The sequence below is a fragment of the Streptomyces arenae genome, from assembly GCF_022343545.1.
GTDB lineage: Bacteria > Actinomycetota > Actinomycetes > Streptomycetales > Streptomycetaceae > Streptomyces > Streptomyces humi.
In genome coordinates, this window is record NZ_JAKQYH010000078.1 from 71873 (window position 1) to 94626 (window position 22754).

Consider the following 22754-nt stretch of genomic DNA (forward strand, 5'->3'; position numbering starts at 1 on the left):
GTCGGTCCCCGGCGCGGCCGGCGGCGGCTACAGCCCCGCCAGGGCCGTGGCCGTCCGGTCCAGTGCCTCCTGGGCCTCCTGCGGGTTCGTGGTGTCCGACATCAGGAACGCGAAGGCCAGCAGGCGGCCGTCCCGGTCGACGAGGGTGCCCGCCAGGGTGTTGACGCCGGTCAGGGTGCCGGTCTTCGCGCGGACGACGCCGGCCGCGCCGTCCGTGTAACGGCTGGCCAGGGTGCCGGTGAAGTGGGCGACGGGGAGGCCGGTGAGGACCGGGCGCAGGCCCGGCAGGTCGGCGTCGGCGGCCTTGGCGAGCAGGGCGGTGAGGAGGTCCGCGGTCAGCCGGTCGTCGCGGTCGAGGCCGCTGCCGTCGTGGAAGGAGGCTCCGGTCATCGGCAGGCCCAGCTTGGTCAGCCGGGCGTCGATGGCGGCCGCTCCCCCGTCGAAGCCGGCCGGCCTGCCGGTCGCCAGTGCGGTCTGCCGGGCCAGCGCCTCGGCGATGTCGTTGTCGCTGTTGGTGAGCATGCGTTCGACGACGGAGGACAGCGGGGGCGAGGAGACGGTGGCGAGGGTGCCGGCCCGCCTGCTCGCCTTGGCGGTGCCGGGGGCCGAGGTCTTGATGCCGGCGTCGGCCAGGAAGGCCGCGAACTTCCGTGCCGCGTCGGCCGCCGGGTCGCTCACCCGGGCCGCCGGGCCGCTGACGGAGCCGTCGGTGCGGCCCTCGTCGGCCATGAGGGGGCTCACGCGCGCGAGGTTGTCGTTGACGCCGATGGGGTGCTGGTCGGGGCCGGTGTAGAGCGAGGTGTCGTAGGAGAGCGTGATCTGCCGGATGCCGCGCTCGGTCAGTGATCTGGCCGTCTCGGTGGCGAGGGTGCGCAGGCTGGCCCAGCCGCCGGAGTCCTGGCGGGCGGTGAGGGTCGGGTCGCCGCCGCCGATCAGGACGACCTGCCGGGTGCCGGGTTCGAGGACGGCGCGGGTGGTGAGGCGGTGGTCGGGGCCGAGGGCGGAGAGAGCGGCGACGGCGGTGGCGATCTTGGTGGTGGAGGCGGGGGTGAGGGCCGTGTCGGCGCCCTCGGCGTAGAGCCGCTTGCCGGTGGCCACGTCGAGGACGACGGCCGTGCGGGTGCGGCCGAGCTCCGGGGCGTCCAGGAGGGGCCCCAGGAGGTCCGTGAGGGCCGCCGGGGAGGCGCCTGCGTCGTCCCCGGTGGATCCGGTGGCGTTGGCGGTCGGGGCCGACTTCACGGTGTCCGTGGCGCTTCCCAGGCCGGTGAGGACGGGACCGGCGCTCGGGGCGGCGGCCGGGTCCTGGGCGGCCGTGCGGGAGCCGGTGCCGTGATCTGCGCCACCCGGCCGCTCCAGGGCGGCCGCCCGGTCCCGCTCGGCCGTACGCTGGCCGTCGGCGTCCCAGGGGCCCGCCGCGGTCGCCACTCCGGCGGCCAGCGCGAGCCCGGCCGTGGTGGCGCCCGCGGTGTACTGCCAGGTCCTGAGGGTCCGGGACCCTCGAGGGCCCTGGGGTCCCTGAGGACGAGGAGCACGGGGGAGGCGGACCAGGGTGGCAAGCCGGGGTCCACTCGCGCGCGTGATGCGGGCAAGCCGCGGTCCTACTGCCTGCCGAAACCGCGTGACCTGCGGTTTCGTGGCGGTCGCCAGGCGTGCCAGACGCGGTCGCACGGCGCCCGCGATCTTCCGCACCCGCGGTTTCGCGGCCTGCCAAGGCCTCAGCTCTGGCACGACCACCAGCCCCTTTCGCGATCACACACCTGCGTGAGGGACACTTAACCACCAGAACTATGTGTTGATCATGGAGGAGCCACCGGTGGAGTTCGACGTCACGATCGAGATCCCGAAGGGTTCGCGGAACAAGTACGAGGTGGACCACGAGACCGGTCGGATCCGCCTGGACCGTCGTCTCTTCACCTCGACCGCCTACCCGACCGACTACGGCTTCGTCGAGAACACCCTCGGCGAGGACGGCGACCCGCTGGACGCGCTGGTCATCCTGGACGAGCCCACCTTCCCGGGCTGCCTCATCAAGTGCCGGGCGATCGGCATGTTCCGGATGACGGACGAGGCCGGCGGCGACGACAAGCTGCTGTGCGTTCCGGCCACGGACCCGCGCGTGGAGCACCTGCGCGACATCCACCACGTGTCGGAGTTCGACCGCCTGGAGATCCAGCACTTCTTCGAGGTCTACAAGGACCTGGAGCCCGGCAAGTCCGTCGAGGGCGCCGACTGGGTGGGCCGCACCGACGCCGAGGCCGAGATCGAGCGGTCGTACAAGCGCTTCAAGGACCAGGGCGGTCACTGACCCCCCGGACGTCCTCGGAAGGCGGGCCGCACACGCGTGTGCGGCCCGTTTTTCGTGCCTGGTGTGGGGCAGTGCGCATACTGAGGCGTACGTGAGGATGTCGTTCAGGGAGCGTTACAGCAGTGACGGAGGCGGAGGACCGCAAACCCAAGTCGGACGAGGCGAGGTACGACCCGGAGATCACGTCGGAGTTCGCCGTTCCGGCGGGCGTCGCGGTCTCCGAGGCCGGGACCGAGCCGGAGACCACGTCCGAGTTCGCGGTGCCGGACGGGTTCCAGGCGCGGGAGCCGGTGAGTGCGGAGCCGGAGGGCTCGGCGTTCAGCGTGCCGCGTACCTACAGCGCCCATGACGCCCCGGCCGCCTTCACGCCCGCCTCCGGGTTTCCCGCCGCCAGTCTGATCAAGGACGCTCCCTGGCAGGACCGGATGCGCACGATGCTGCGCATGCCGGTGACGGAGCGGCCGGCGCCGGAGCCGGTGCAGAAGGCCGAGGAAGGCGGTCCCGCCGTCCCGCGCGTGCTCGACCTGACGCTGCGCATCGGGGAACTGCTGCTGGCGGGCGGGGAGGGCGCGGAGGACGTGGAGGCCGCGATGTTCGCGGTCTGCCGTTCCTACGGCCTCGACCGGTGCGAGCCGAACGTCACCTTCACGCTGCTGGCGATCTCCTACCAGCCCTCGCTCGTCGAGGACCCGGTGACCGCGTCCCGGACGGTACGGCGGCGCGGGACCGACTACACGCGCCTCGCGGCCGTCTTCCGGCTCGTGGACGACCTCACCGACCCGGAGACCGGTGTCTCGCTGGAGGAGGCCTACCGGCGGCTCGCGGAGATCCGCCGCAACCGGCACCCGTATCCCGGCTGGGCGCTGACCGGTGCGAGCGGACTGCTCGCCGGGGCCGCCTCCGTGCTGGTCGGCGGTGACCTCCTGGTGTTCGTGGCCGCCGCGATCGGCGCGATGCTCGGTGACCGGCTGGCGTGGCTGTGCGCGGGGCGGGGGCTGCCGGAGTTCTACCAGTTCATGATCGCCGCGATGCCGCCGGCCGCGATCGGGGTCGCGTTCGCGCTCGCCCACATCGACGTCGCGGCGTCCGCCGTGGTCACCGGTGGGCTGTTCGCGCTGCTGCCCGGGCGGGCGCTGGTCGCGGGCGTCCAGGACGGGCTGACCGGCTTCTACATCACCGCCTCCGCGCGGCTCCTGGAGGTCATGTACTTCTTCGTCGGCATCGTCATCGGGGTGCTGACGGTCCTGTACTTCGGCGTGAAGCTGGGCGGCCGGCTCAACCCGGACGCGGCGCTGACCGGCTCCGACCGGCCGTACCTGCAGATCGCCGCGTCGATGGTGCTGTCGCTGACCTTCGCGGTACTGCTCCAGCAGGAGCGGTCCACCGTGCTGGCGGTGACCCTCAACGGCGGCGTGGCGTGGTCGGTGTACGGCGCCATGCGCTACGCCGGGGAGATCTCGCCGGTCGCCTCCACGGCCGTCGCGGCGGGTCTCGTGGGGTTGTTCGGGCAGTTGCTGTCCCGGTACCGGTTCGCGTCCGCGCTGCCGTACACGACGGCGGCGATCGGGCCGCTGCTGCCGGGGTCGGCGACGTATTTCGGGCTGCTGTCGATGGCGCAGAACCAGGTCGACAAGGGGCTGGTGTCGCTGGCCAAGGCGGCTTCGCTCGCCATGGCCATCGCGATCGGGGTCAACCTGGGGTCGGAGATCTCGCGGTTGGGGCTGCGGGTGGGGTCCGCCGGGAAGCGGCGGGCCGCCAAGCGGACCAGGGGGTTCTGAGCGCCGTCCGTGGGGGCCGGTGAGGTGCGTCGGCGGGTGCGGGTTGCGTTGTGGCTGGTCGCGCAGTTCCCCGCGCCCCTTTCGGGGCGCTTCAGCTCACGGGGCTCGGTACTGCTGTTCCTCGTTGTACGGGTACTGCTGCTGGTCGTAGTAGCCGTTCTGGTCGTAGTACTGCTGCTGGGGCTGGGCGTACTGCTGCGGCTGGGGCTGGGCGTACTGCTGCGGCTGCTGCTGCTGTTCGTACGTCGGCTCGATCCTGCGGAGCCGGGTCGTGGCGTCGTCCATCACCGGGGCCGGCGGGTACTGCTGGAAGGGCTGGAACTGCTGCTCCGGCGGGGCGGCCGCGGCCTCCTTCTTCGCCTTCGAGCGGGCCCGCAGGAACTCGATGGCGATCGGGACCACCGAGATCAGGACGATCAGGATCAGGATCGCCTCGATGTTGTTCTTGACGACGTCGATCTTGCCGAGCCAGGAGCCGAGCAGGGTGACGCCGGCGCCCCAGAGGACACCGCCGATGACGTTGAACGTCAGGAACGAGCGGTAGGCCATGCCGCTGACGCCGGCGATGATCGGCGTGAAGGTGCGGATCACCGGCACGAAGCGGGCCAGGATCAGGGACTTCGGGCCGTGCTTCTCGAAGAACTCGTGCGCCTTGGCGACGTTCTCCTGCTTGAAGAGGCGGGAGTCCGGGCGGTTGAAGAGCGACGGGCCGACCTTCTTGCCGAACATGTAACCCGCCTGGTCACCGAGGACCGCGGCGAGGCAGATCAGGGCGATGGCGCCCCACAGCGGGAAGTCCAGCTGGTGCGAGGTGATCAGCAGGCCGCAGGTGAACAGCAGGGAGTCGCCCGGCAGGAAGAAGCCGATCAGCAGCCCGGACTCGGCGAAGACGACCAGGAGCAGGCCCCAGATGCCGAACGAGTCGAGCAGGTTGTTCGGATCCAGCCAACTCGGGCCGAGTGCGAGCGTCATCGCGGTTCCGGTCGTCACGGTTCCGGGCTCCTGAGGGGTGAAGGCACGTCGAGGTCCTCGTGCCGGGCGCACAAAGCTATCAACGTAATGTGTCCACCCCAGGTTCCACCGGTGGAACCTGGATGCACTGTGCCCGCCCTGGGGAACACCTGTGGACATGGGTATCGAAGAATACGGCGGCGGCCAGGGGCCCCAGCCGGACGTGCTGGTCGTCACCACGAACGACGTCCCCGGGTACCGCGTGCGCGAGGTCGTCGGCGAGGTCTTCGGACTGACCGTGCGCTCCCGGCACCTGGGCAGTCAGATCGGCGCGGGCCTGAAGTCGATGATCGGCGGGGAGCTGAAGGGCCTGACGAAGACCCTGGTGCAGACCCGCAACCAGGCCATGGACCGGCTGGTGGAGCAGGCACGCGCGCGGGGCGCCAACGCGGTGCTGGCCTTCCGGTTCGACGTGACCGAGGCGGCGGACGTGGGGACCGAGGTGTGCGCGTACGGGACCGCCGTGATCATCGACAGGGACGGCTAGCTCACCCCGCGTGCCGGGCCGCGTTCGCCTCGATCGCCTCCTTCAGGTGTTCGGCGAGGCCCGGGGCCATCGCGTCGTAGAACGCCTTGAAACGCTCGTCCGCGACGTACATCCCGCCGAGACAGCGGTGCGTCTCGTACGGGCAGTCGTAGAACCAGACGCGGATGTGCCGGCGGTGTTCCTCGGCCATGTCCATGGCCCGTTCGCCGCCCGGCGGCTCGGCCGCGGTCACCAGGGCGGCGTAACGCGCGCCCCAGTCGTCGGCCTCGGCCTTCATGCGCTGCCAGTCGGCCTTGGTGTAGCGGGCCGCGCGGCGCTGCGACTCGGCGAAGGCCTCGGTGCCGCCCCAGCGCCGCTCGGCCTCCTGCGCGTACTGTTCCGGGTCCTTGTCGCCGAAGACCTCGAAGCGTTCCTCGGGGGTGAGGTCGATGCCCATCCTGCGTGCCTCCATGGCGTCTTCCACGGCCTCGGCCATCTTCCGCAGCTGTTCGATCCGGGCGGTCAGCAGGTCGTGCTGCCGGCGCAGGTGCGCGCGCGGGTCCGCGTCGGGGTCGTCCAGCAGGGCCGCGACCTCGTCGAGCGGGAAGCCGAGCTCCCGGTAGAACAGGATCCGCTGGAGCCGGTCGAGGTCGGCGTCGCCGTAGCGCCGGTGCCCGGCGGCGCTGCGCTCGCCCGGGACCAGCAGGCCGATCTCGTCGTAGTGGTGCAGGGTGCGCACGGTGACCCCGGCGAAGCCCGCGACCTGTCCTACGGAGTAGCTCACTTCCGCTCCTTTCCGCGCTCCACCCTGGGTCCTCACGCCACGTGAGGTGCAAGCCCGGTCACGCTCCGGATGTTGTGCCGGTTTTGCCCGCTTATGGTGGGCCCGTGGCCCAGGACACCGCGCGGCAGGCGCTCCCCACCCCGCCCTCGGCCCCCGCGCGGGCCCTGCTGCCGCTGATCCTGCCCGCCCTGGTCGTCGGCGTCGGCAGCAGCCTGCTGTTCGTGCTGGTGAGCTCGCTGGCCGAACGGCTCCAGCACGTGCTGTGGAACACCCTGCCGGACGCACTGGGCGTCGGGCGGTACTCGGTGCTGTGGATGCTGGTGATGCTGACCGCCACCGGGATCGTGGTGGGGCTGGTGGTGTGGAAGGTGCCCGGGCACGCGGGACCCGATCCGGCCACCATGGGCCTGGAGGCGGTGGCGCTGCCGCCGGCCGTGCTGCCGGGGCTGGTGCTGGCGACCGCCCTGATGCTGGCGGGCGGGCCGAGCCTCGGTCCGGAGAACCCCCTCATCGCCGTCAACGTCGGGCTCGCGCTGTGGCTGGGGCGGCTGGCGATGCCCCGGCTGCCGGGTTCGCTGTGGCCCGCGCTGGCCGACGCGGCGACACTCGGCGCGCTGTTCGGGACGCCGGTGGCGGCGGCCCTGGTGATCTCCGAGGCACTGGCCGGGAAGCCGCTGAGAGGCGCCCTGTGGGACAACCTCTTCGGGCCGCTGACGGCCGCGGCGGCGGGCGCGATGACGACCGACCTGCTGGCCCGTCCGACCCTGGACCTCGGGCTGCCCGCGCTCGACAGGACGCGCTGGCCCGATCTTCTGGCCGCCCTGGTGATCGCGCCCGCGGCCGCGCTGCTCGGCATGTGCGCCGTCCGCGCCTTCCCGTACGTCCACGGCGTCTTCAGGCGCCTCGGGCACCCCATGGTGGCGCTTCCGGTCGGCGGGCTCGTGCTGGGCCTGCTGGGGGCGCTGGGCGGCCCTCTGACGCTCTTCAAGGGGCTGGACCAGGTCGCGGCGCTGGCGAAGGACCCGGAGGGCTGGTCGGCGGGACAGTTCGCCGTGATGACGGTCGTCAAACTGGCCGCGCTGACGGTGGCCGCCTCCTGCGGATTCCGCGGTGGCCGGATCTTCCCTTCGGTGTTCATCGGCTCGGCCTTCGGGCTGTGCGCCCACGCCCTGGTGCCCGCCGTCCAGCCGTCGGTGGGCGTGGCGGCGGGTGTGCTGGGCATGTTGTTGGCGATCACCCGGCAGGGCTGGGTGAGCCTGTTCACCGCCGCGGTGCTGGTGGCCTCGCCGACCGTGATCGTCCTGCTGTGCGTCGCGTCGCTGCCCGCGTGGCTGCTGGTGACCGGGCGGCCGAGAATGCAGTTGCGGACGGACGGTACCGCGCTGCGCTGACCCCCTCGAAGCGAACCATGTGAACTCTCCCAGGAGGCACCACTCATGCCGCTCCACAAAGGCCCCGAGAAGCACCAAGAGCGACCGATGTCCGTCAACCCGTTCTTCGGGGAGGCGAATCCGGTCGGCGGCATGACCGAGGCCCCGCCCACGCACCGGCTGCCGGACGCCCCGCTGCCGCCGAACACGGCGTACCAGCTGGTCCACGACGAGCTGATGCTGGACGGCAACGCCCGGCTGAATCTGGCCACTTTCGTCACCACCTGGATGGAACCCCAGGCCGGCGTCCTGATGCAGGAGTGCCGGGACAAGAACATGATCGACAAAGACGAGTACCCGCGCACCGCCGAACTGGAGCGGCGCTGTGTGGCGATGCTCGCCGACCTCTGGAACGCGCCGGACCCGTCGGCCGCCGTCGGCTGTTCCACGACCGGTTCCAGCGAGGCCTGCATGCTGGCCGGGATGGCGCTCAAGCGCCGCTGGACGCAGCGCAACGCCGACCGCTACCCGGGCGGCGCCCGGCCGAACCTGATCATGGGCATCAACGTCCAGGTCTGCTGGGAGAAGTTCTGCAACTTCTGGGAGGTGGAGGCCCGGTTCGTGCCCATGGACGGCGACCGCTACCACCTGGACCCGCAGGCCGCCGCCGACCTCTGCGACGAGAACACCATCGGGGTCGTGGCCGTCCTCGGCTCCACCTTCGACGGGTCGTACGAGCCGGTCGCCGACCTCTGCGCCGCCCTGGACGCCCTCCAGGAGCGCACCGGGTACGACGTCCCGGTGCACGTGGACGGCGCCTCCGGGGCGATGATCGCGCCCTTCCTAGACGAGGACCTGGTGTGGGACTTCCGGCTCCCCCGGGTGGCGTCGATCAACACCTCGGGGCACAAGTTCGGCCTGGTCTACCCGGGCGTCGGCTGGGCGCTGTGGCGGGACAAGGAGTCACTGCCCGAGGAACTGGTCTTCCGGGTCAACTACCTGGGCGGCGACATGCCGACCTTCGCCCTCAACTTCTCCCGCCCGGGCGCCCAGGTGGTCGCGCAGTACTACACGTTCCTGCGCCTGGGCCGGGACGGCTACCGGGCGGTGCAGCAGGCGTCCCGGGACGTGGCGACCGGGCTCGCCGAACGCATCGAGGCGCTCGGCGACTTCCGGCTCCTCACCCGGGGCGACGAGCTGCCCGTGTTCGCGTTCACCACGGCCGACCACGTGACGGCGTACGACGTCTTCGACGTGTCCCGGCGGATGCGTGAGGGCGGCTGGCTGGTGCCGGCCTACACCTTCCCGGCGAACCGGGAGGACCTGTCGGTGCTGCGGGTGGTGTGCCGCAACGGGTTCTCGAAGGACCTGGCGGACCTGTTCATCGAGGACCTGACCCGGCTGCTGCCGGAACTGCGCCGCCAGCCGCATCCCTCGACCCGGGACAAGGACGCGGCCACCAGCTTCCACCACTAGGGGTTCACGAACCCTGTTCCAGGGCCACCAGTTCGAAGGCCGTCTTCCCGTCCAGGGACTCGCGGATGATGTCCGCGTGGCCGGCGTGGCGGGCGGTCTCGCGGATCAGGTGGAGGCAGACCCAGCGCATGGAGACCCGGCCCTCCGGCGGGAACCAGGGCTGCGGCGGGAGCGGGAAGGTGTCGTCGAGGCTGGGGACCGAGCGGATGAACTTCTCGGTCTCGGCGGCGACCTGTTCCCAGTGGGCGAGCTGGGAGGCCACCGTCTCGTCGCCGACCAGCTGGAAGGTCTCGTGCCAGTTGGACTGGTCGCGCTGGATCGCCGGGGGCTCCTGCCTGGCGCGGGCGATCCAGCTCTGCTCGACCTCGGCGCAGTGCTTGAGCACGCCCGCCAGGGACAGCTCGCTCGCGCTGGGTTTGCTCGACGCCTGCTCGTCGGTCAGGCCGAGCAGCGCCCGGCGGACGCCGCCGCGCTGCTCCTCGATGAAGGAGAGCAGTGCTCCGCGCTCGTCGCCCTGTGCTTCCGCGGGAACGTGGGTGACCATGGCCGGCCGCCTTTCCTCGGGTCGTGTTTCCCTGTCCCGACCGAAGCTACGGGCCCTCTAGGACAGAACGCGTCCTAAAGGGCCCGGGGCACGCGGATTCGCCGGCTGGGCGGACGCGCGGGCTAGAAGGGGAAGCCGCTCCGGCCGTGCTGCACCGAGATCCACTTCAGGGTGGTGAAGGCCTCCAGGGTGGTCTCGCCGTTCAGGCGGCCGATGCCGGAGTGCTTCTCGCCGCCGAAGGGGACCAGCGGCTCGTCGTGCACGGTGCCGTCGTTGACGTGGAACATCCCGGTGTCGATCCGCTTGGCGAAGGCCACGCCGCGCTCGACGTCCCCGGTGTGCACGGCACCGCTGAGGCCGTAGGGGGTGTCGTTGACGATGCGTACGGCCTCCTCCTCGCCGTCGAAGGGGACGAGGAAGGCGACCGGGCCGAAGACCTCCTGGCGGAGCAGCGCGGAGTCGGCGGGCACGCCGGTGAGGACCGAGGGCTCCACCAGGTTGTCGGTGGTGGCGCCGTGCACGAGGGCGGTGGCGCCCTCCGCGAGGGCCTGCTCGACGGTGGCCGAGATCGACTCCGCCTGCTGGGAGTTGATCACCGGGCCGATGATCGTCCGGGGGTCGCTCGGGTCACCGGTCCTGAGGGTCCGCACCTTGGCGACGAACTTCTCGGTGAACGCGTCCGCGATCGAGCGGTCCACCAGCACGCGGTTGGCGGCCATGCAGACCTGCCCCTGGTGGACGTACCGGCTGAAGACCGCCGCGTCCACCGCGTAGTCGAGGTCGGCGTCGTCCAGGACCACGATGGCGCTGTTGCCGCCCAGTTCGAGCACCGAGCGCTTGAAGAGCGAGGCGCACACGGTGGCCACGTGGCGGCCGACCTTGTCGGAGCCGGTGAAGGAGATGACCTTGGGGACCGGGTGCTCGATGAAGGCGTCGCCGATCTCCGCGATGTCGGTGACGACGACGTTGAGCAGGCCACCGGGCAGACCGGCGTCCTCGAAGATCTTCGCGACCAGGGTGCCGCCGACGATCGGGGTGTTCTGGTGCGGCTTGAGGACCACCGCGTTGCCGAGCGCGAGGGCCGGGGCGACCGACTTGATCGAGAGCAGGAAGGGGAAGTTGAAGGGGCTGATCACGCCCACGACACCGACCGGTTCGCGGTAGAGGCGGTTCTCCTTGCCGTCCACCGGGGAGGGCAGGATCTTGCCCTCGGGGCGCAGCGCCAGGTGCACGGACTCGCGCAGGAACTCCTTGACGAGGTGGAGTTCAAAGCCGGCCTTGAGGTGCGTGCCGCCGAGTTCGGCGATGATCGCCTCGGTGATCTCGCCCTCGCGCTCCTCGACGAGGCGCAGGGCCTTCTCGAAGACGGCACGGCGGGCGTAGGGGTTGGTGGCGGCCCACTGCTTCTGGGCCCGCTGGGCGGCCTGGTAGGCCTGATCTATCTCCTCGACCGCGGCTATCGTGATCGACGCGAGCTTCTCCCCGTCGTAGGGGTTGAAGTCGATGATGTCCCAGGAACCGGTCCCCGGGCGCCACTCACCGTCGATGTACTGCTGGGCCAGTTCAGTGAAGTACGACGACATGTGCACCCCAAATCAGTAGCAGACACATGATCGACATCACGGTCTGATCACGCGTCATCCTACGTGCGTCACAGGGCAGTTGGGGACGGAGAGCGAACTTCTGGGGAGAGCTGCGGGAAGGCTCCGGGAGAGCGGGAAGCCCTAGGAGAGCTGGAGGAGGCCGCGCAGCAGGTCCCGGCTCTCGTCCGGTCCCGGGCTGTCCTGCTGGAGCTCCTTCAGTGCCTGCTCGTACTGGGCGACGTCCTCGCGCTTGTCGAGGTAGAGGGCGCTGGTGAGCTGCTCCAGGTAGACGACGTCCGACAGGTCCGACTCCGGGAAGCTCAGGATCGTGAAGGAGCCGCCCTCCCCGGAGTGGCCGCCGTAGCTGAACGGCATGATCTGGAGCCGTACGTTGGGGCGTTCGGAGATCTCCACGAGGTGCTGGAGCTGTCCGCGCATCACCTCGCGGCCGCCGTAGGGCCGGCGCAGGGCGGCCTCGTCGAGGACGATGTGGAAGTCGGGGGCGTTCTCGGCCACCAGGTACTTCTGCCGCTCCAGGCGCAGGGTGACCCGGCGTTCGACGTCCGCCTCGCCGGCCCCCTTCATACCGCGGCGCACCACCGCGCGCGCGTAGTCCTCCGTCTGCAGCAGACCGTGGACGAACTGCACCTCGTACGCGCGGATCAGGTGCGCCGCGCCCTCCAGGCCGACATAGGTGGGGAACCAGGTCGGCAGGACGTCGGAGTAACTGTGCCACCAGCCCGCCACGTTGGCCTCCCGGGCGAGGGAGACGAGCTGCTCGCGCTCGGCCTCGTCGGTGATGCCGTACAGCGTCAGCAGGTCTTCCACGTCCCTGGTCTTGAAGCTCACCCGGCCCAGCTCCATACGGCTGATCTTCGACTCGGAGGCACGGATCGAGTACCCCGCGGCTTCGCGGGTGATCCCCCGCGCCTCGCGCAGCCGCCTGAGTTGCGAGCCGAGCAGCATTCGCCGCACCACCGATCCGGGCTCTCCCGCGCTCACGTTCGCCAGCCTCCCCAACCGTCTTCAGGGCCCGCAGTCTGCCACTAAAACACTTCGAGCAGTACTCGTCCGGTTACGGAAACGGAAAGCGGCCAAAGTTTAAGCACAGGAACTGGCAAGCAGGTAGTGAGCCATCGGCACGAAGTTGGCGGAAAAAATGGCCAACAAGCGGTACGGGAGGGTCCAATTCGGTCTCGTGCACGTGCATCTGCCCTTGCATCTGCTGTACGCATCCGAAACCATGGTCCCGCGCCACCGCTGCATCGCAACGACCGCGAATTCCCGGGAGTGCCTCGCATGGGGACGAATGGATCGACCATGCTCAAGCCGTTACGGCAGGGCCTTCCGCCGCTTGATCCCGCGGCTGTGTCCAACGCCGCCTCCTGCGCTCTGCCCGCCCGTTACGAAGCCGTGCGCGAGGCCCGCCTGTTCACCCGCAGAACGCTCGGCCAGTGGGATGTCGGCGACCGCTTCGACGACGTCTGTCTCGTCGTGTCGGAGCTGGTCACCAACGCGCTGCGGCACGCGGTGCCCGGCGAGAGCGAGTGCGCGGACGCGCCGCAGGCACCGGCCGTGCGACTGCATCTGCTGCGGTGGACCGAGCGGCTGGTCTGCGCGGTGCGCGACCCCAGCCACGCGACCCCGACCCCCCGTGACTCCGACGACTTCTCGGCGGAGTCGGGCCGCGGGCTGTTCCTGGTCGACTCGTTCAGCGACAGCTGGGGCTGGCACCCGCTGGCCGGCACCCTGAGCGGCAAGGTCGTCTGGGCGCTGTTCCGGCTCCAGTCGCCCGAGTAGCGGACCCGGCGCCTTCTGACGCCGGGTTTCTACGCGCGTTACCGAGCGTTGTGCCGCGAATGCACCGGGTTGCCCCCGGCCGGGACCGCCGTCAGCTCGTGATCAGGTGGTCGAACTCGCCGTCCTTGACGCCCAGGAGCATCGCCTCTATCTCCGCGCGCGTGTAGACGAGGGCCGGGCCGTCCGGGAAGCGCGAGTTGCGGACCGCGACGTCACCGCCCGGCAGCCGGGCGAACTCGACGCAGGAACCCTGCGAGTTGCTGTGCCTGCTCTTCTGCCAGGCGACTCCGTCCAGCTGCGTCGCAGCCATGCCGTTGTACACGTCAAACCCCTCGTACACGCCGTCAACGTCGAGGTCCACAGGTCGCTCCCCGGTGGTGCACTAACTGGCTGATGTGACCATTGATGCTGTGGTCAACTGACCCGGATCATAACCCTGTTCATGTGCAGATGCATGAGCAGATGCACGTGCACGCGGGGTGTTCCTGCGGTTACAGCTTTGACGTCCGCTTTACCCAGCCCGTTCCTGCGTCTGCCCCAGAGCTGCGAGGACATGCGGCCACCGGCCCCCGTCCAAGATCACGCGCGCCGTCTGCCGCGGGATCGTCCAGATCGAAACCATCGTGTACTAGGAACAGACGCGTACCGCGGCCGGGGTGTTCCAGTGTCCGTGTGATGGTCCGGTGAGCGAGACGCACAGGACCGGCCACAGCGGATCCCTACCCGGCATACACAGGTCCCCCGGGTGCGTGCTGGTAGCTTGCCGCTGTCGCCCGGGCAGCCGGGCGGCCGACCCCCTAGAACCCGGGAGCGTTGCGGTGACTACGGCTACGGCTACGGCGAGTACGCCCATGACGCGTACGGCTACGACGCGTACGGAGACGGTGGCCGGGCGGTCGGCCGTACGGCTCGCGGTGGCCGCCGCCGGGCTGGCGGGCGCGCTCACGCTGACCGCGTGCAGCGGCGGTGACTCCGGCGGCGGCTCCTCCGCCACCCCCTCCGGGACGTCGTCCGCGGCCGCGACCGCCTCCGCCGGTTCGGGCAGCGCCACCGCCTCGTCGGACGCGTTGCAGGGCAGCTGGATCACCACGAGCGGCGGCAAGATCGTCGCCCTGGTGGTCACCGGGAAGCAGGCCGGGCTCTTCGAGACCGGCGGAGCGGTGTGCTCCGGGACCGCGGGCGAGGAGGCCGGGATGCGGATGATCCACCTCGCCTGCACGGACGGCAGCAAGAACCGGGTCACCGGAATGGTCGACACGGTCAGCAAGGACAGCATGAAAGTCACCTGGTCAGGTAAATCCGGCGAGGAGACCTACACCAGGGCCGAGGGCGGCAAGCTGCCGTCCGGGCTGCCCACGGCGAGCCTCGGACAGTAGGGCCGGGTGAGCGGGACCGGGCCGTGGGCGTGATGATGCAGGGACACGTCACGACCTCGATGGGGATCTGCTCATGCGCGCCATTCCGCTCACCGTCACCGCCCTAGCCGCCGCCCTCGCCCTGACCGCCTGCGGCAACGACGGCTCGGGCACCAACAGCAAGAACGGCTCGGCCTGCGAGATCGGCACGGTCTCCGTCCAGGTCGGCTCCGCGAGCGTGGCACCGGCCACGGGGGACACCGGCGAGGTGCCGGTGAGCATCACCAACCAGAGCGCGCCGTGCACCCTGGACGGTTTCCCCGGGGTCACGCTGAAGGCGGGCGGCACCTCCGTGACCGTCGCCGCGCAGTCCGGCGCGAAGACCGGCAAGCTCAAGCTCGCCAAGGGCGACTCCGCGACGTTCTCGGTCAGCTACGTGCGCGGCAAGGACGGCGACAAGGCGAGCCTCGCGGCCACCTCCATGACGGTGTCCCTGCCGGGCAGCGACGCGACGCAGAGCTTCCCGTGGAAGTACGGCCCGGTCGCCGGCAAGGGCTCCGCGGAGAAGGTGGACGCGACGGTGAGCACGTTCCAGCAGGCGGGGGACTGACTGACCGCAGGCCGCCGGGCGCCTCATGACGGCCGGAGCTGTGCGCCTCATGACGGCCGGAGCCGTGGGCGTCATGACGGCCCGAGTTGTGCGCGGGACCGGACCTGTGCCCGGTCCGCCGCCCGCGTGCCCTCCGTCCAGCCCGCCTCGTCGGTCACTCCGCGCAGCCGGGTCGTGGTCGTCTCCGGGAACATCCGCTCCATGCGGCCGGTGACGGCCACCGCCCTGCTCGCCAGGACCGGGAGCAGGTCCGCCGACGCCGCGGTCCCGGACACCGCCGCCTCGGCGGCGGCGGCCAGGCGGTCTCCGACGCGGTGGGCGTAGGCCGCCAGGAAGGACTGCCGGAAGGTCTTCGTCCGCTTCCGGCCGCCCGCACGCTGGGCCGCCTCCGCCTTCGTCATCGCGTGCGTGGCCTGCACCAGCAGCGAGGTGTAGAGGAGTTCGACCGACTCCAGGTCCGGCTCGAAACCGACGACCGTGGAGAAGGCCAGCGGCTCGTTCCACACCGCGCGGCAGTGGTTGGCGGTGGCCACCGCGTCCAGCAGCACGGCCTTGGCCTGTTCGTACGGCGGTTCGACGCCTATCCGGCAGGCGCCGGGCGTGTCCGGGGCGGGCGCCCCCGCGGCGAGCAGCGCCTCGTCGACGCTGTGCCGGGCCATCAGCTCCTGCGCCTTGGCGCTGAGCGCCTCCGCCTCCTCCGGGAAGCCGGTCGCCTCAGCCTTGGCGAGCAGCGCCCGGATCCGGGTCAGCATGCGGGACTCCGGCCGGTGCGCGTCCGCGCGGTGTCCGGGTTCGTCGAGGGGCTCCAGGGCGGGCAGCCGCAGCAGCAGCCGGTACAGCTCCAGGACGGCGGTGGCGTGCGAGAAGCGGTCACCCACGCGCGCGGGGCCGTCCGGCAGCGTGTCGAGCTGGGCCCGCCAGCGGGGGCCGCGCGGCCGGTCGTCCGGCACCTGCGCCCTGATCAGGCCGGCGGTGAGCCGCAGGTGCGGTTCGTCCAGCTCGCGCCGGACCAGCCGTACGACGTCGGCGGGCTGCCAGCCGCGCCGCCAGGCCGCCGCGACGAACTCCCGGCCCCGGCGTTCGAGTTCCGCGTCCGCGCCGGAGTCGGCCGCGAGGAGGGACGCGCCCGTGTCGAGGCCGGAGTCGGTGCCGTCGTAGAGCGCGGCCTGGAAGGCTCGGTCGACGGTGCTGGGCTCGGTGCTGGTCACCTGTCGATCGTGCCATGCCGTGCGGACCGGGCGCGGCGGCCGTCCACACCCTGTGGACAACATGCGGAGCACCCGCCTCGGGGTGTCAACGCCGGGTTGACACCTAGGGGGTGTCAACCTATGGTTGACACATGGCGACCAACCCGAACATCACGGCATCCGTACGCCTCGACGACCTGATCGCGGCGATCAAGAAGGTCCATCCGGAACCCCTCGACCAGCTCGAGGACGCGGTGATCGCCGCCGACCACCTGGGCGACGTGGCCGACCACCTGATCGGCCACTTCGTGGACCAGGCCCGGCGCTCGGGCGCGTCCTGGACCGACATCGGCAGGAGCATGGGCGTGACCCGGCAGGCGGCCCAGAAGCGCTTCGTGCCGAAGGAATCGGCCGACCTCGACCCCAACCAGGGCTTCAACCGCTACACCCCGCGCGCCCGCAACGTGGTCATGGCGGCCCACAACGAGGCGCTCGCGGCCCGCAACCCGGAAGGCCGGCCCGAGCACCTGGTCCTCGGCCTGCTGGCCGAGCCGGAGGGCATCGCCGCGAAGGCGATCCTCGCGCAGGGCGTCCTGCTCGACACCGTGCGCCAGACGGCGACGGCCGCGCTCCCGCCGGCCGCGGACGAGGTCCCCGACCTCGTCCCGTACGGCCCGGAGGCCAAGAAGGCCCTCGAACTCACCTTCCGCGAGGCCCTGCGCCTCGGCCACAACTACATCGGCACCGAACACCTGCTGCTGGCCCTCCTGGAGCACGAGAACGGCGACGGTGTCCTCAGCGGTCTGGGCATCACCAAACCCGCGACCGAGGAGTACATCGCGAAGGTGCTGGGACTGCTGCTGGAACAGAAGAACGCGGCGGCGGAGGCGGCGGGCGCCGCGGAGGCCGCGGCCGGCGGGCCCGAGGAGCCGGAGGCGTGAGCAGCCGGCCGAGAAGCCCTCGGAGTCGGTGAATCGGCAGGTCAGAGCGATTGTCAGTGCCGCCTGCGACACTCTCGGCATGACCGACCGGTGGGCTCTCGCTCCGGCCGAGGACGGTGGCGTGGACGTCGCCCCCCTCGGCCCGGACGGGCTGCCCGCCGGGCCGGTGCGGCGGGAGCCCGATCCCGCCGCGGCGGTCGGGGGCCGCCCGGAGGTCACACGCTGGGTGTGGCGGTCGACCGCCGAGGTCTACCCGCGCCTGCTCGCCACGGGGGTGCGAGTGGAGCGGTGCTACGACATCGAGGACGCCGAGACACTTCTGCTGGGCCACGAGGGACGGTCCGGTGAGCCGCACTCGGCCGCCGCCGCCCTGGCCCGCCTCCGCGGCGGCCCCGTACCGCCCGATCCACCGCAGCGCGCGGCCGAACCGGGCGCCCAGTCCCCGCTGTTCGAACCGCACGGCGGCACGGCCCCCCTGACACTCGACGAACTCCTCACCGTCTACGCCGAGCAGCAGCGCCGCCACGACCGGGCCGAGCACCCGGAGCGGATGCGGCTGCTGACCGCCGCCGAGTCCGCGGGGATGCTGGTCGCCGCGGAGATGAACCGCGCGGGCGTGCCCTGGAGCGCCGGGGTCCACCGCGAGGTGCTGCGCGAACTGCTCGGCGAGCGGTACGCGGGCGGCGGCGAGCCGCGGCGGCTGGCCGAACTGGCGGACGAGGTGTCGGCCGCGTTCGGCAGGCGGGTCCGCCCCGACCTGCCGGCCGATGTGATCAAGGCCTTCGCGCAGGCCGGGATCAAGGTGAAGTCGACCCGCCGCTGGGAGATCTCGGCCGTCGACCACCCGGCCGTGAAACCGCTCCTGGAGTACAAGAAGCTGTACCGGATCTGGGTGGCGCACGGCTGGACCTGGCTCCAGGACTGGGTGCGCGACGGCCGGTTCCGGCCCGAGTTCCACGCGGGCGGCACGGTCACCGGGCGCTGGGTGACCAACGGCGGCGGCGCGCTGCAGATCCCGAAGGTGATCCGGCGGGCCGCGGTCGCCGACCCCGGCTGGCGGCTGGTCGTCGCCGACGCCGACCAGATGGAGCCGCGGGTGCTGGCGGCGATCTCCCGCGACCCCGGTCTGATGGAGGTCGCGGGCCGGGAGACCGACCTCTACCAGTCCGTCTCCGACCGCGCGTTCTCCGGTGACCGCGCACAGGCCAAGCTCGCCGTCCTCGGCGCGGTCTACGGCCAGACCTCGGGCGACGGCCTGAAGAACCTGGCCGCGCTCAGGCGCCGCTTCCCCAGAGCGGTGGCCTACGTCGACGACGCGGCGCGGGCCGGCGAGGAGGGCCGGCTGGTGCGCACCTGGCTGGGCCGGACCTGCCCGCCGGCGGCCGGTGCGGGCGACGGCACCGAGGAGGGCGGCATGCCCCAGGAGGAGGCGGAGGACCCCTCGGCCGACGGCTGGGTGCCGGGCTACGCGTCCACCAACTCCCGTGCCCGGGGCCGCTTCGCGCGCAACTTCGTCGTCCAGGGCAGTGCCGCCGACTGGGCGCTGCTGATGCTCGCGGCGCTGCGCCGGGCCTGTGCGGACATGGCGGCGGAGCTGGTCTTCTTCCAGCACGACGAGGTGATCGTGCACTGCCCGGCGGAGGAGGCCGAGACCGTCGTGGCGGCGATCCGGGAGGCGGCGGAGCTGGCGGGGCGGCTGACGTTCGGGCAGACGCCGGTCCGCTTCCCGTTCACCACGGCGGTGGTGGAGTGCTATGCCGACGCCAAGTGATCAGTCCGGCCGGGCCAGCAGGTCCCCCAGCTCGGCGATGACCTCGGTCTCGTCCGTGCCGTCCAGGGCCGTCAGGGCCTCGCGCCAGACCTGGTGCGCCTCGCTCGTACGGCCCTGCTCCCGCAGGAGCAGACCCAGTTGGTGGCGCGCGAGACCTCCGCTGTAGCGGTCGGCGCGGGCGTCGGCGCGCCGGAGGAGTTCGGCGCACTCCTCATGGGCGCGGTCGGTGCGGCCGAGCCCGCGCAGCGCGCGGACCAGGCCGAGCCGGGTCTGGGACTCGCCGTGCCAGTCGCCGTGCCGGCCGAGGATGCGCAGACTCTCCTCGAAGTGCACGGTGGCCGCGGCCGGTTCGCCGAGCGTGAGATGGGCGAAACCGATGTTGCAGTGCGCCGAGTGCCGCACGATGACGGCGCCGATCGCGTCCCCGATCGCCAGTGAGCGCCGGTGCTGCTCGATGGCGGCCCGGGGGTCGGTGTGCTCGTAGAGGTTGCCGAGGTGGCTGCGGGTGACGGCCTCGCCGTAGGGGTCGTTCAGCTGCCGGGAGCACTCCAGGCTCTGCCGCAGCGCCTCGCCCGACTCCTCGTACCTGCCGAGCCCTTCCAGGAGCAGGCCCCGGTTGTTCAGGCAGCGCCGGATCCAGGACGCGGCCTCCAGCCGCCGCCAGATGGCGAGCGCCCGGTCGGTGAGGTCGAGGGCCTCCCGCTGGCGGCCGGTGAGGAAGCGCAGCCCGGCGAGGTCGCCCAGGGCGTAGGCCTCGGCGGGTTCGTCGCCGAGGCGGCGGGCGGCGGCCAGGGCGGCCGTGCCGAGCACCTCCATCTCGGCGACCCGGCCACGGCGCAGCACGTACGGGAAGAGCAGCCGGACCAGCACCGAGAGGTGGGCGTTGATCCGCGCGTCCGCCGTGTCGGCGTACCGGGCCACCAGGGCGACGATGTTCTCCAGCTCCAGATCGCCCCAGGCGAAGGCGTGCTCGGCGCATTCGAAAGGGGGCACGGCGGCGGTGTACGCCTGGTGCCCGGGCGGCTGGGCGGTGGTGGGGCGACGGCGGTCGCCCTGGTCCGGGCCGGGTTCGAGGATCGCGACGAGGACGTGTTCGGCGACGGCGGCGAACCAGCGCAGGGCGGTGAGCGCGGGTTCGGTGCGGTCGGCGCCCGCCGTGAGTTCCCGGGCGAAGTCGCGTACCAGGTCGTGCGGGGTGTAGCGGCCGTACGCGGTCTCCTCAAGGAGGGCCACGTCGACCAGCCGGTCCAGGGCGGCCTCGGCGCGGTGCTCGTCGGTACCGGTGAGCCGGGCGATCAGGGGGGCGCCGTAGGTGGGGAGGTCGAGGGCGCCGATGTGGCGCAGGGCGTCGGCCGCGTCGCGGTCGGGGGCACGGTCGGCGGCGGCGAGGGCGTCATGGGCGACGGCGAGGGACCGCCGGACGCTCAGGTCGTCGTACTCGAGGTGGCGCAGCCTGCCCTCGGTGGCGGCCAGTTGACCGGCCAGCACATCGGGTGTGAGGGCCCGGCGGGCCGCCAGCCGGGCGGCGACCACGCGCAGCGCGAGGGGCAGCCGGCCGGTGAGCCCGACGAGCGGGTGACCGGCGCCGATCTCCTCCCGCCCGCTGACCGCGCGCAGCAGCGCCGCGCTGTCCTCGCCGGTCAGCGGTCCGAGCGGAAAACGCCGGGCGCCGTCCAGCGTGGTGAGCGGCGACCGGCTGGTGACGATCACCGCGCAGCCGGGGCCGCCCGGGAGCAGCGGCCGTACCTGCGCGGCGCTCGCGGCGTCGTCGAGCACCAGCAGGGTGCGGGTGGGCGCCAGCAGGGAGCGCAGCAACGCGGCGGCCGCGTCGGGGTGTCCGGGGATGTGCCGGGGGTCGACGCCGAGGTCGCGCAGCAGCGCGGCGAGTGCCTGGCCGGGGGCGAGCGGGGGCACGCCCGGGGTGGCGCCGTGCAGGTTGAGGTGGAGCTGACCGTCGGGGAAACGTTCCCGCACCTGGTGGGCGACGTACAGGGCGAGCGCGCTCTTCCCGACCCCGGCCATACCGCTGACGACGACGAGGGCGGGAGCGGGCGCCGACGCGAGGGCACCGCGCAGCTCCTCACGGACGGCGACCCGCCCGGTGAAGTGAGCGGGAGCCGGGGGAAGTTGGGCGGGCGCCGGCGCCGAGGAGTCGGCGCGCGTAGACCCGCCACCGCCGACTGACGCAACGAACGCACCGGACCCCCCGGCTTCACCGACACGGGCAGCCGATTCGGCGGCCGGGCTGGACTCCGTGGATTCACCGGCACGGACGGGCGATCCGGCACGCGGGGTGGACTCCGTGGGTCCACCAGCGCGGACGGGCGATCCGGCAGGCGGACCGGCTTCCCCAGACTCACCGGCACGGACGGGCGATCCGGCGGGCGGGCTGGACTCCGTGGGTCCACCAGCGCGGACGGGCGATCCGGCGGGCGGGCTGGACTCCGTGGGTCCACCAGCGCGGACGGGCGATTCGGCAGGCGGAACGGACTTCGCGGTTTCCCCGGCGCGGGCGGGCGATACGGCGGGCGGGCTGGACTCCGTGGGTTCACGGGCGCCGTCGCCTTGCTGCTGACGGCTCACCGACGCGCCCCCCAGGGGCGCGGGGAACTGCGCGACCGGCCACGACGGCGTCGCACCGGCCTCGTCTCCGCCACCCACCACTTCGGACGCCGCCCCTTGGGGCGCCGCTTTTTCGGACGGCCCGGCTTCGGACGGCCCGGCTTCGGACGGCGCGGCTTCGGACGGCGCGGCTTCGGACGGCCCGGTTTCGGGCGCCGCTCCTCCGGGCGGTGTCGGCTCTCGCGTTCCGCTCCCCCGCAGCACCTCCACGTGGGCCGCGCGGATCGCCGGCCCCGGTTCGATGCCCAGTTCTTCTCTCAGGCGGTTGCGCAGGTCCCGGTGGACGGCCAGAGCCTCCGCCTGCCGGCCCGTGCGGTGCAGGGCGAGCATCAGCTGCCGGTGGTAGGCCTCCCGGAACGGGTACTCGGCGACGAGCGCCGCCAACTCCGGTACCAGGCCCCCCGGTCGGTCGTCGCCGAGGGCGAGCTCCGCGTCGTAGCGCCATTCCAGCAGGAGCAGCCGGGCGGCCTCCAGCCGCTGGACGAAGGAGTAGCCGCCGAAGTCGGCGGGAAGCCCGCTGAGCGGGGCGCCCCGCCAGAGTGCGAGCGCGTCGTCGCAGGCACGCAGCACCACCGGCCATTCCTGCCGTCCGTGCGCGGCCCGCGCCTGCGCGACCAGGGCGTCGAACACGTCGGCGTCCAGCTCACCGTCATCGACCCGCAGCAGGTACCCGGGGGCAACGGCCCGAAGCCGCTCAGGGTCGTCGAGGAGCCGGCGCAGCCGGGTGACGTGGTTGTGCAGCGAGGCCTGCGCGGACACCGGGGGCGCCCCGCCCCACAGCGCCTCCTTGAGCGACTCGACGGAGACGACCCGCCCGGCGGCGAGCAGCAGTGTGGCGAGCAGTACCCGCACCTTGGGGCTGCCGATGGGCCGTACGTCGTCGGTGTCGACGAGTACAGGAGGGCCCAGCAGTCCGAACCGCAGCTCGTACCGCCGCATCGCTCCGCCCATCGCCTTTCCGCGGTCATGACAGCCCGCGTCACACGGCGGGGGTGTCCGCCGGTCCCTGGATCCTGCCCGGGGATCCTGGCGGAATCCCATCACGTCGGGGTCGGATTCCCGCCATCTTCTGTGTGCGGTCGGAGCCGGAGAACGCCTGGTTTCCGGTGTATTTCGGGAGTCGTACGACCGCTTCTCGCCAACCGGTCGGC

The 22754-nt window shown here is 72.1% G+C and carries 19 protein-coding genes; 10 read left to right on the top strand and 9 right to left on the bottom strand.

Features of this window, described 5'->3' with window-relative positions:
* Nucleotides 1-27: 27 nt before the first annotated feature.
* Nucleotides 28-1734: a D-alanyl-D-alanine carboxypeptidase/D-alanyl-D-alanine endopeptidase gene (gene dacB, locus MB828_RS38145; protein ID WP_301652160.1), complete on the bottom strand. Its 1707-nt coding sequence runs from the start codon at nt 1732-1734 to the stop codon at nt 28-30.
* Nucleotides 1735-1813: 79 nt separating this feature from the next.
* On the opposite strand from dacB, the gene MB828_RS38150 reads away from it, so the two are divergent.
* Both MB828_RS38150 and MB828_RS38155 read left to right on the top strand, forming a co-directional pair.
* Nucleotides 1814-2305, top strand: a complete 492-nt coding sequence (locus MB828_RS38150) for an inorganic diphosphatase (protein WP_059193998.1) — start codon at nt 1814-1816, stop codon at nt 2303-2305.
* A gap of 122 nt (nt 2306-2427) precedes the next feature.
* Nucleotides 2428-4083: a threonine/serine ThrE exporter family protein gene (locus tag MB828_RS38155; RefSeq protein ID WP_301652161.1), complete on the top strand. Its 1656-nt coding sequence runs from the start codon at nt 2428-2430 to the stop codon at nt 4081-4083.
* Between the two features lie 96 nt (nt 4084-4179).
* Here MB828_RS38155 and MB828_RS38160 read toward each other — a convergent pair whose 3' ends face one another.
* Nucleotides 4180-5055 carry a DedA family protein gene (locus MB828_RS38160; RefSeq protein ID WP_301652180.1) on the bottom strand — a complete coding sequence of 292 codons (876 nt, stop codon included), beginning with the start codon at nt 5053-5055 and terminating at the stop codon, nt 4180-4182.
* A gap of 157 nt (nt 5056-5212) precedes the next feature.
* Here MB828_RS38160 and MB828_RS38165 point away from each other — a divergent pair, with 157 nt between their 5' ends.
* Nucleotides 5213-5581: a YbjQ family protein gene (locus tag MB828_RS38165; protein WP_046730929.1), complete on the top strand. Its 369-nt coding sequence runs from the start codon at nt 5213-5215 to the stop codon at nt 5579-5581.
* Nucleotide 5582: 1 nt separating this feature from the next.
* Here the strand turns inward: MB828_RS38165 and MB828_RS38170 are convergent, their stop codons facing one another.
* Nucleotides 5583-6344: a MerR family transcriptional regulator gene (locus MB828_RS38170; protein ID WP_301652162.1), complete on the bottom strand. Its 762-nt coding sequence runs from the start codon at nt 6342-6344 to the stop codon at nt 5583-5585.
* A 104-nt stretch (nt 6345-6448) separates the two neighbouring features.
* On the opposite strand from MB828_RS38170, the gene MB828_RS38175 reads away from it, so the two are divergent.
* Nucleotides 6449-7735, top strand: a complete 1287-nt coding sequence (locus MB828_RS38175) for an ion channel protein (protein ID WP_301652163.1) — start codon at nt 6449-6451, stop codon at nt 7733-7735.
* 45 nt (nt 7736-7780) lie between these two features.
* Complete coding sequence (locus MB828_RS38180; RefSeq protein WP_301652164.1) at nt 7781-9190, top strand: glutamate decarboxylase; 1410 nt, start codon at nt 7781-7783, stop codon at nt 9188-9190.
* Between the two features lie 4 nt (nt 9191-9194).
* Here MB828_RS38180 and MB828_RS38185 read toward each other — a convergent pair whose 3' ends face one another.
* The 3 genes from MB828_RS38185 to MB828_RS38195 form a co-directional block, all read right to left on the bottom strand.
* The gene (locus MB828_RS38185; protein ID WP_301652165.1) at nt 9195-9734 is read right to left on the bottom strand and encodes a DinB family protein; all 540 of its coding nucleotides are present in this window, start codon (nt 9732-9734) and stop codon (nt 9195-9197) included.
* A gap of 122 nt (nt 9735-9856) precedes the next feature.
* Entirely contained in the window at nt 9857-11317 is a 1461-nt protein-coding gene (locus MB828_RS38190; protein WP_133023289.1) for an aldehyde dehydrogenase family protein, read from the bottom strand.
* Nucleotides 11318-11458: 141 nt separating this feature from the next.
* Nucleotides 11459-12283 carry a helix-turn-helix domain-containing protein gene (locus MB828_RS38195; protein WP_046730915.1) on the bottom strand — a complete coding sequence of 275 codons (825 nt, stop codon included), beginning with the start codon at nt 12281-12283 and terminating at the stop codon, nt 11459-11461.
* Nucleotides 12284-12616: 333 nt separating this feature from the next.
* On the opposite strand from MB828_RS38195, the gene MB828_RS38200 reads away from it, so the two are divergent.
* The gene (locus tag MB828_RS38200) at nt 12617-13117 is read left to right on the top strand and encodes an ATP-binding protein (protein ID WP_301652166.1); all 501 of its coding nucleotides are present in this window, start codon (nt 12617-12619) and stop codon (nt 13115-13117) included.
* 91 nt (nt 13118-13208) lie between these two features.
* Here MB828_RS38200 and MB828_RS38205 read toward each other — a convergent pair whose 3' ends face one another.
* The gene (locus MB828_RS38205; protein WP_207920554.1) at nt 13209-13478 is read right to left on the bottom strand and encodes a DUF397 domain-containing protein; all 270 of its coding nucleotides are present in this window, start codon (nt 13476-13478) and stop codon (nt 13209-13211) included.
* A gap of 490 nt (nt 13479-13968) precedes the next feature.
* Between MB828_RS38205 and MB828_RS38215 the strand changes: the two genes are divergently transcribed.
* On the top strand, nt 13969-14493 hold the full coding sequence (locus tag MB828_RS38215; RefSeq protein WP_301652167.1) for a hypothetical protein: 525 nt from the start codon (nt 13969-13971) through the stop codon (nt 14491-14493).
* A 73-nt stretch (nt 14494-14566) separates the two neighbouring features.
* Nucleotides 14567-15082 (top strand): DUF4232 domain-containing protein, encoded by a 516-nt coding sequence (locus MB828_RS38220; RefSeq protein ID WP_133023291.1) that lies wholly within the window; start codon nt 14567-14569, stop codon nt 15080-15082.
* Between the two features lie 71 nt (nt 15083-15153).
* Here MB828_RS38220 and MB828_RS38225 read toward each other — a convergent pair whose 3' ends face one another.
* Nucleotides 15154-16290, bottom strand: a complete 1137-nt coding sequence (locus MB828_RS38225) for a DUF2786 domain-containing protein (RefSeq protein WP_301652168.1) — start codon at nt 16288-16290, stop codon at nt 15154-15156.
* A gap of 131 nt (nt 16291-16421) precedes the next feature.
* Here MB828_RS38225 and MB828_RS38230 point away from each other — a divergent pair, with 131 nt between their 5' ends.
* Together MB828_RS38230 and MB828_RS38235 are read left to right on the top strand one after the other, a co-directional pair.
* On the top strand, nt 16422-17210 hold the full coding sequence (locus MB828_RS38230) for a Clp protease N-terminal domain-containing protein (protein WP_301652169.1): 789 nt from the start codon (nt 16422-16424) through the stop codon (nt 17208-17210).
* Nucleotides 17211-17289: 79 nt separating this feature from the next.
* Complete coding sequence (locus MB828_RS38235; RefSeq protein ID WP_301652170.1) at nt 17290-18981, top strand: bifunctional 3'-5' exonuclease/DNA polymerase; 1692 nt, start codon at nt 17290-17292, stop codon at nt 18979-18981.
* Here MB828_RS38235 and MB828_RS38240 read toward each other — a convergent pair whose 3' ends face one another.
* The gene (locus MB828_RS38240; protein WP_301652171.1) at nt 18982-22554 is read right to left on the bottom strand and encodes a BTAD domain-containing putative transcriptional regulator; all 3573 of its coding nucleotides are present in this window, start codon (nt 22552-22554) and stop codon (nt 18982-18984) included.
* Between the last annotated feature and the right edge of the window lie 200 nt (nt 22555-22754).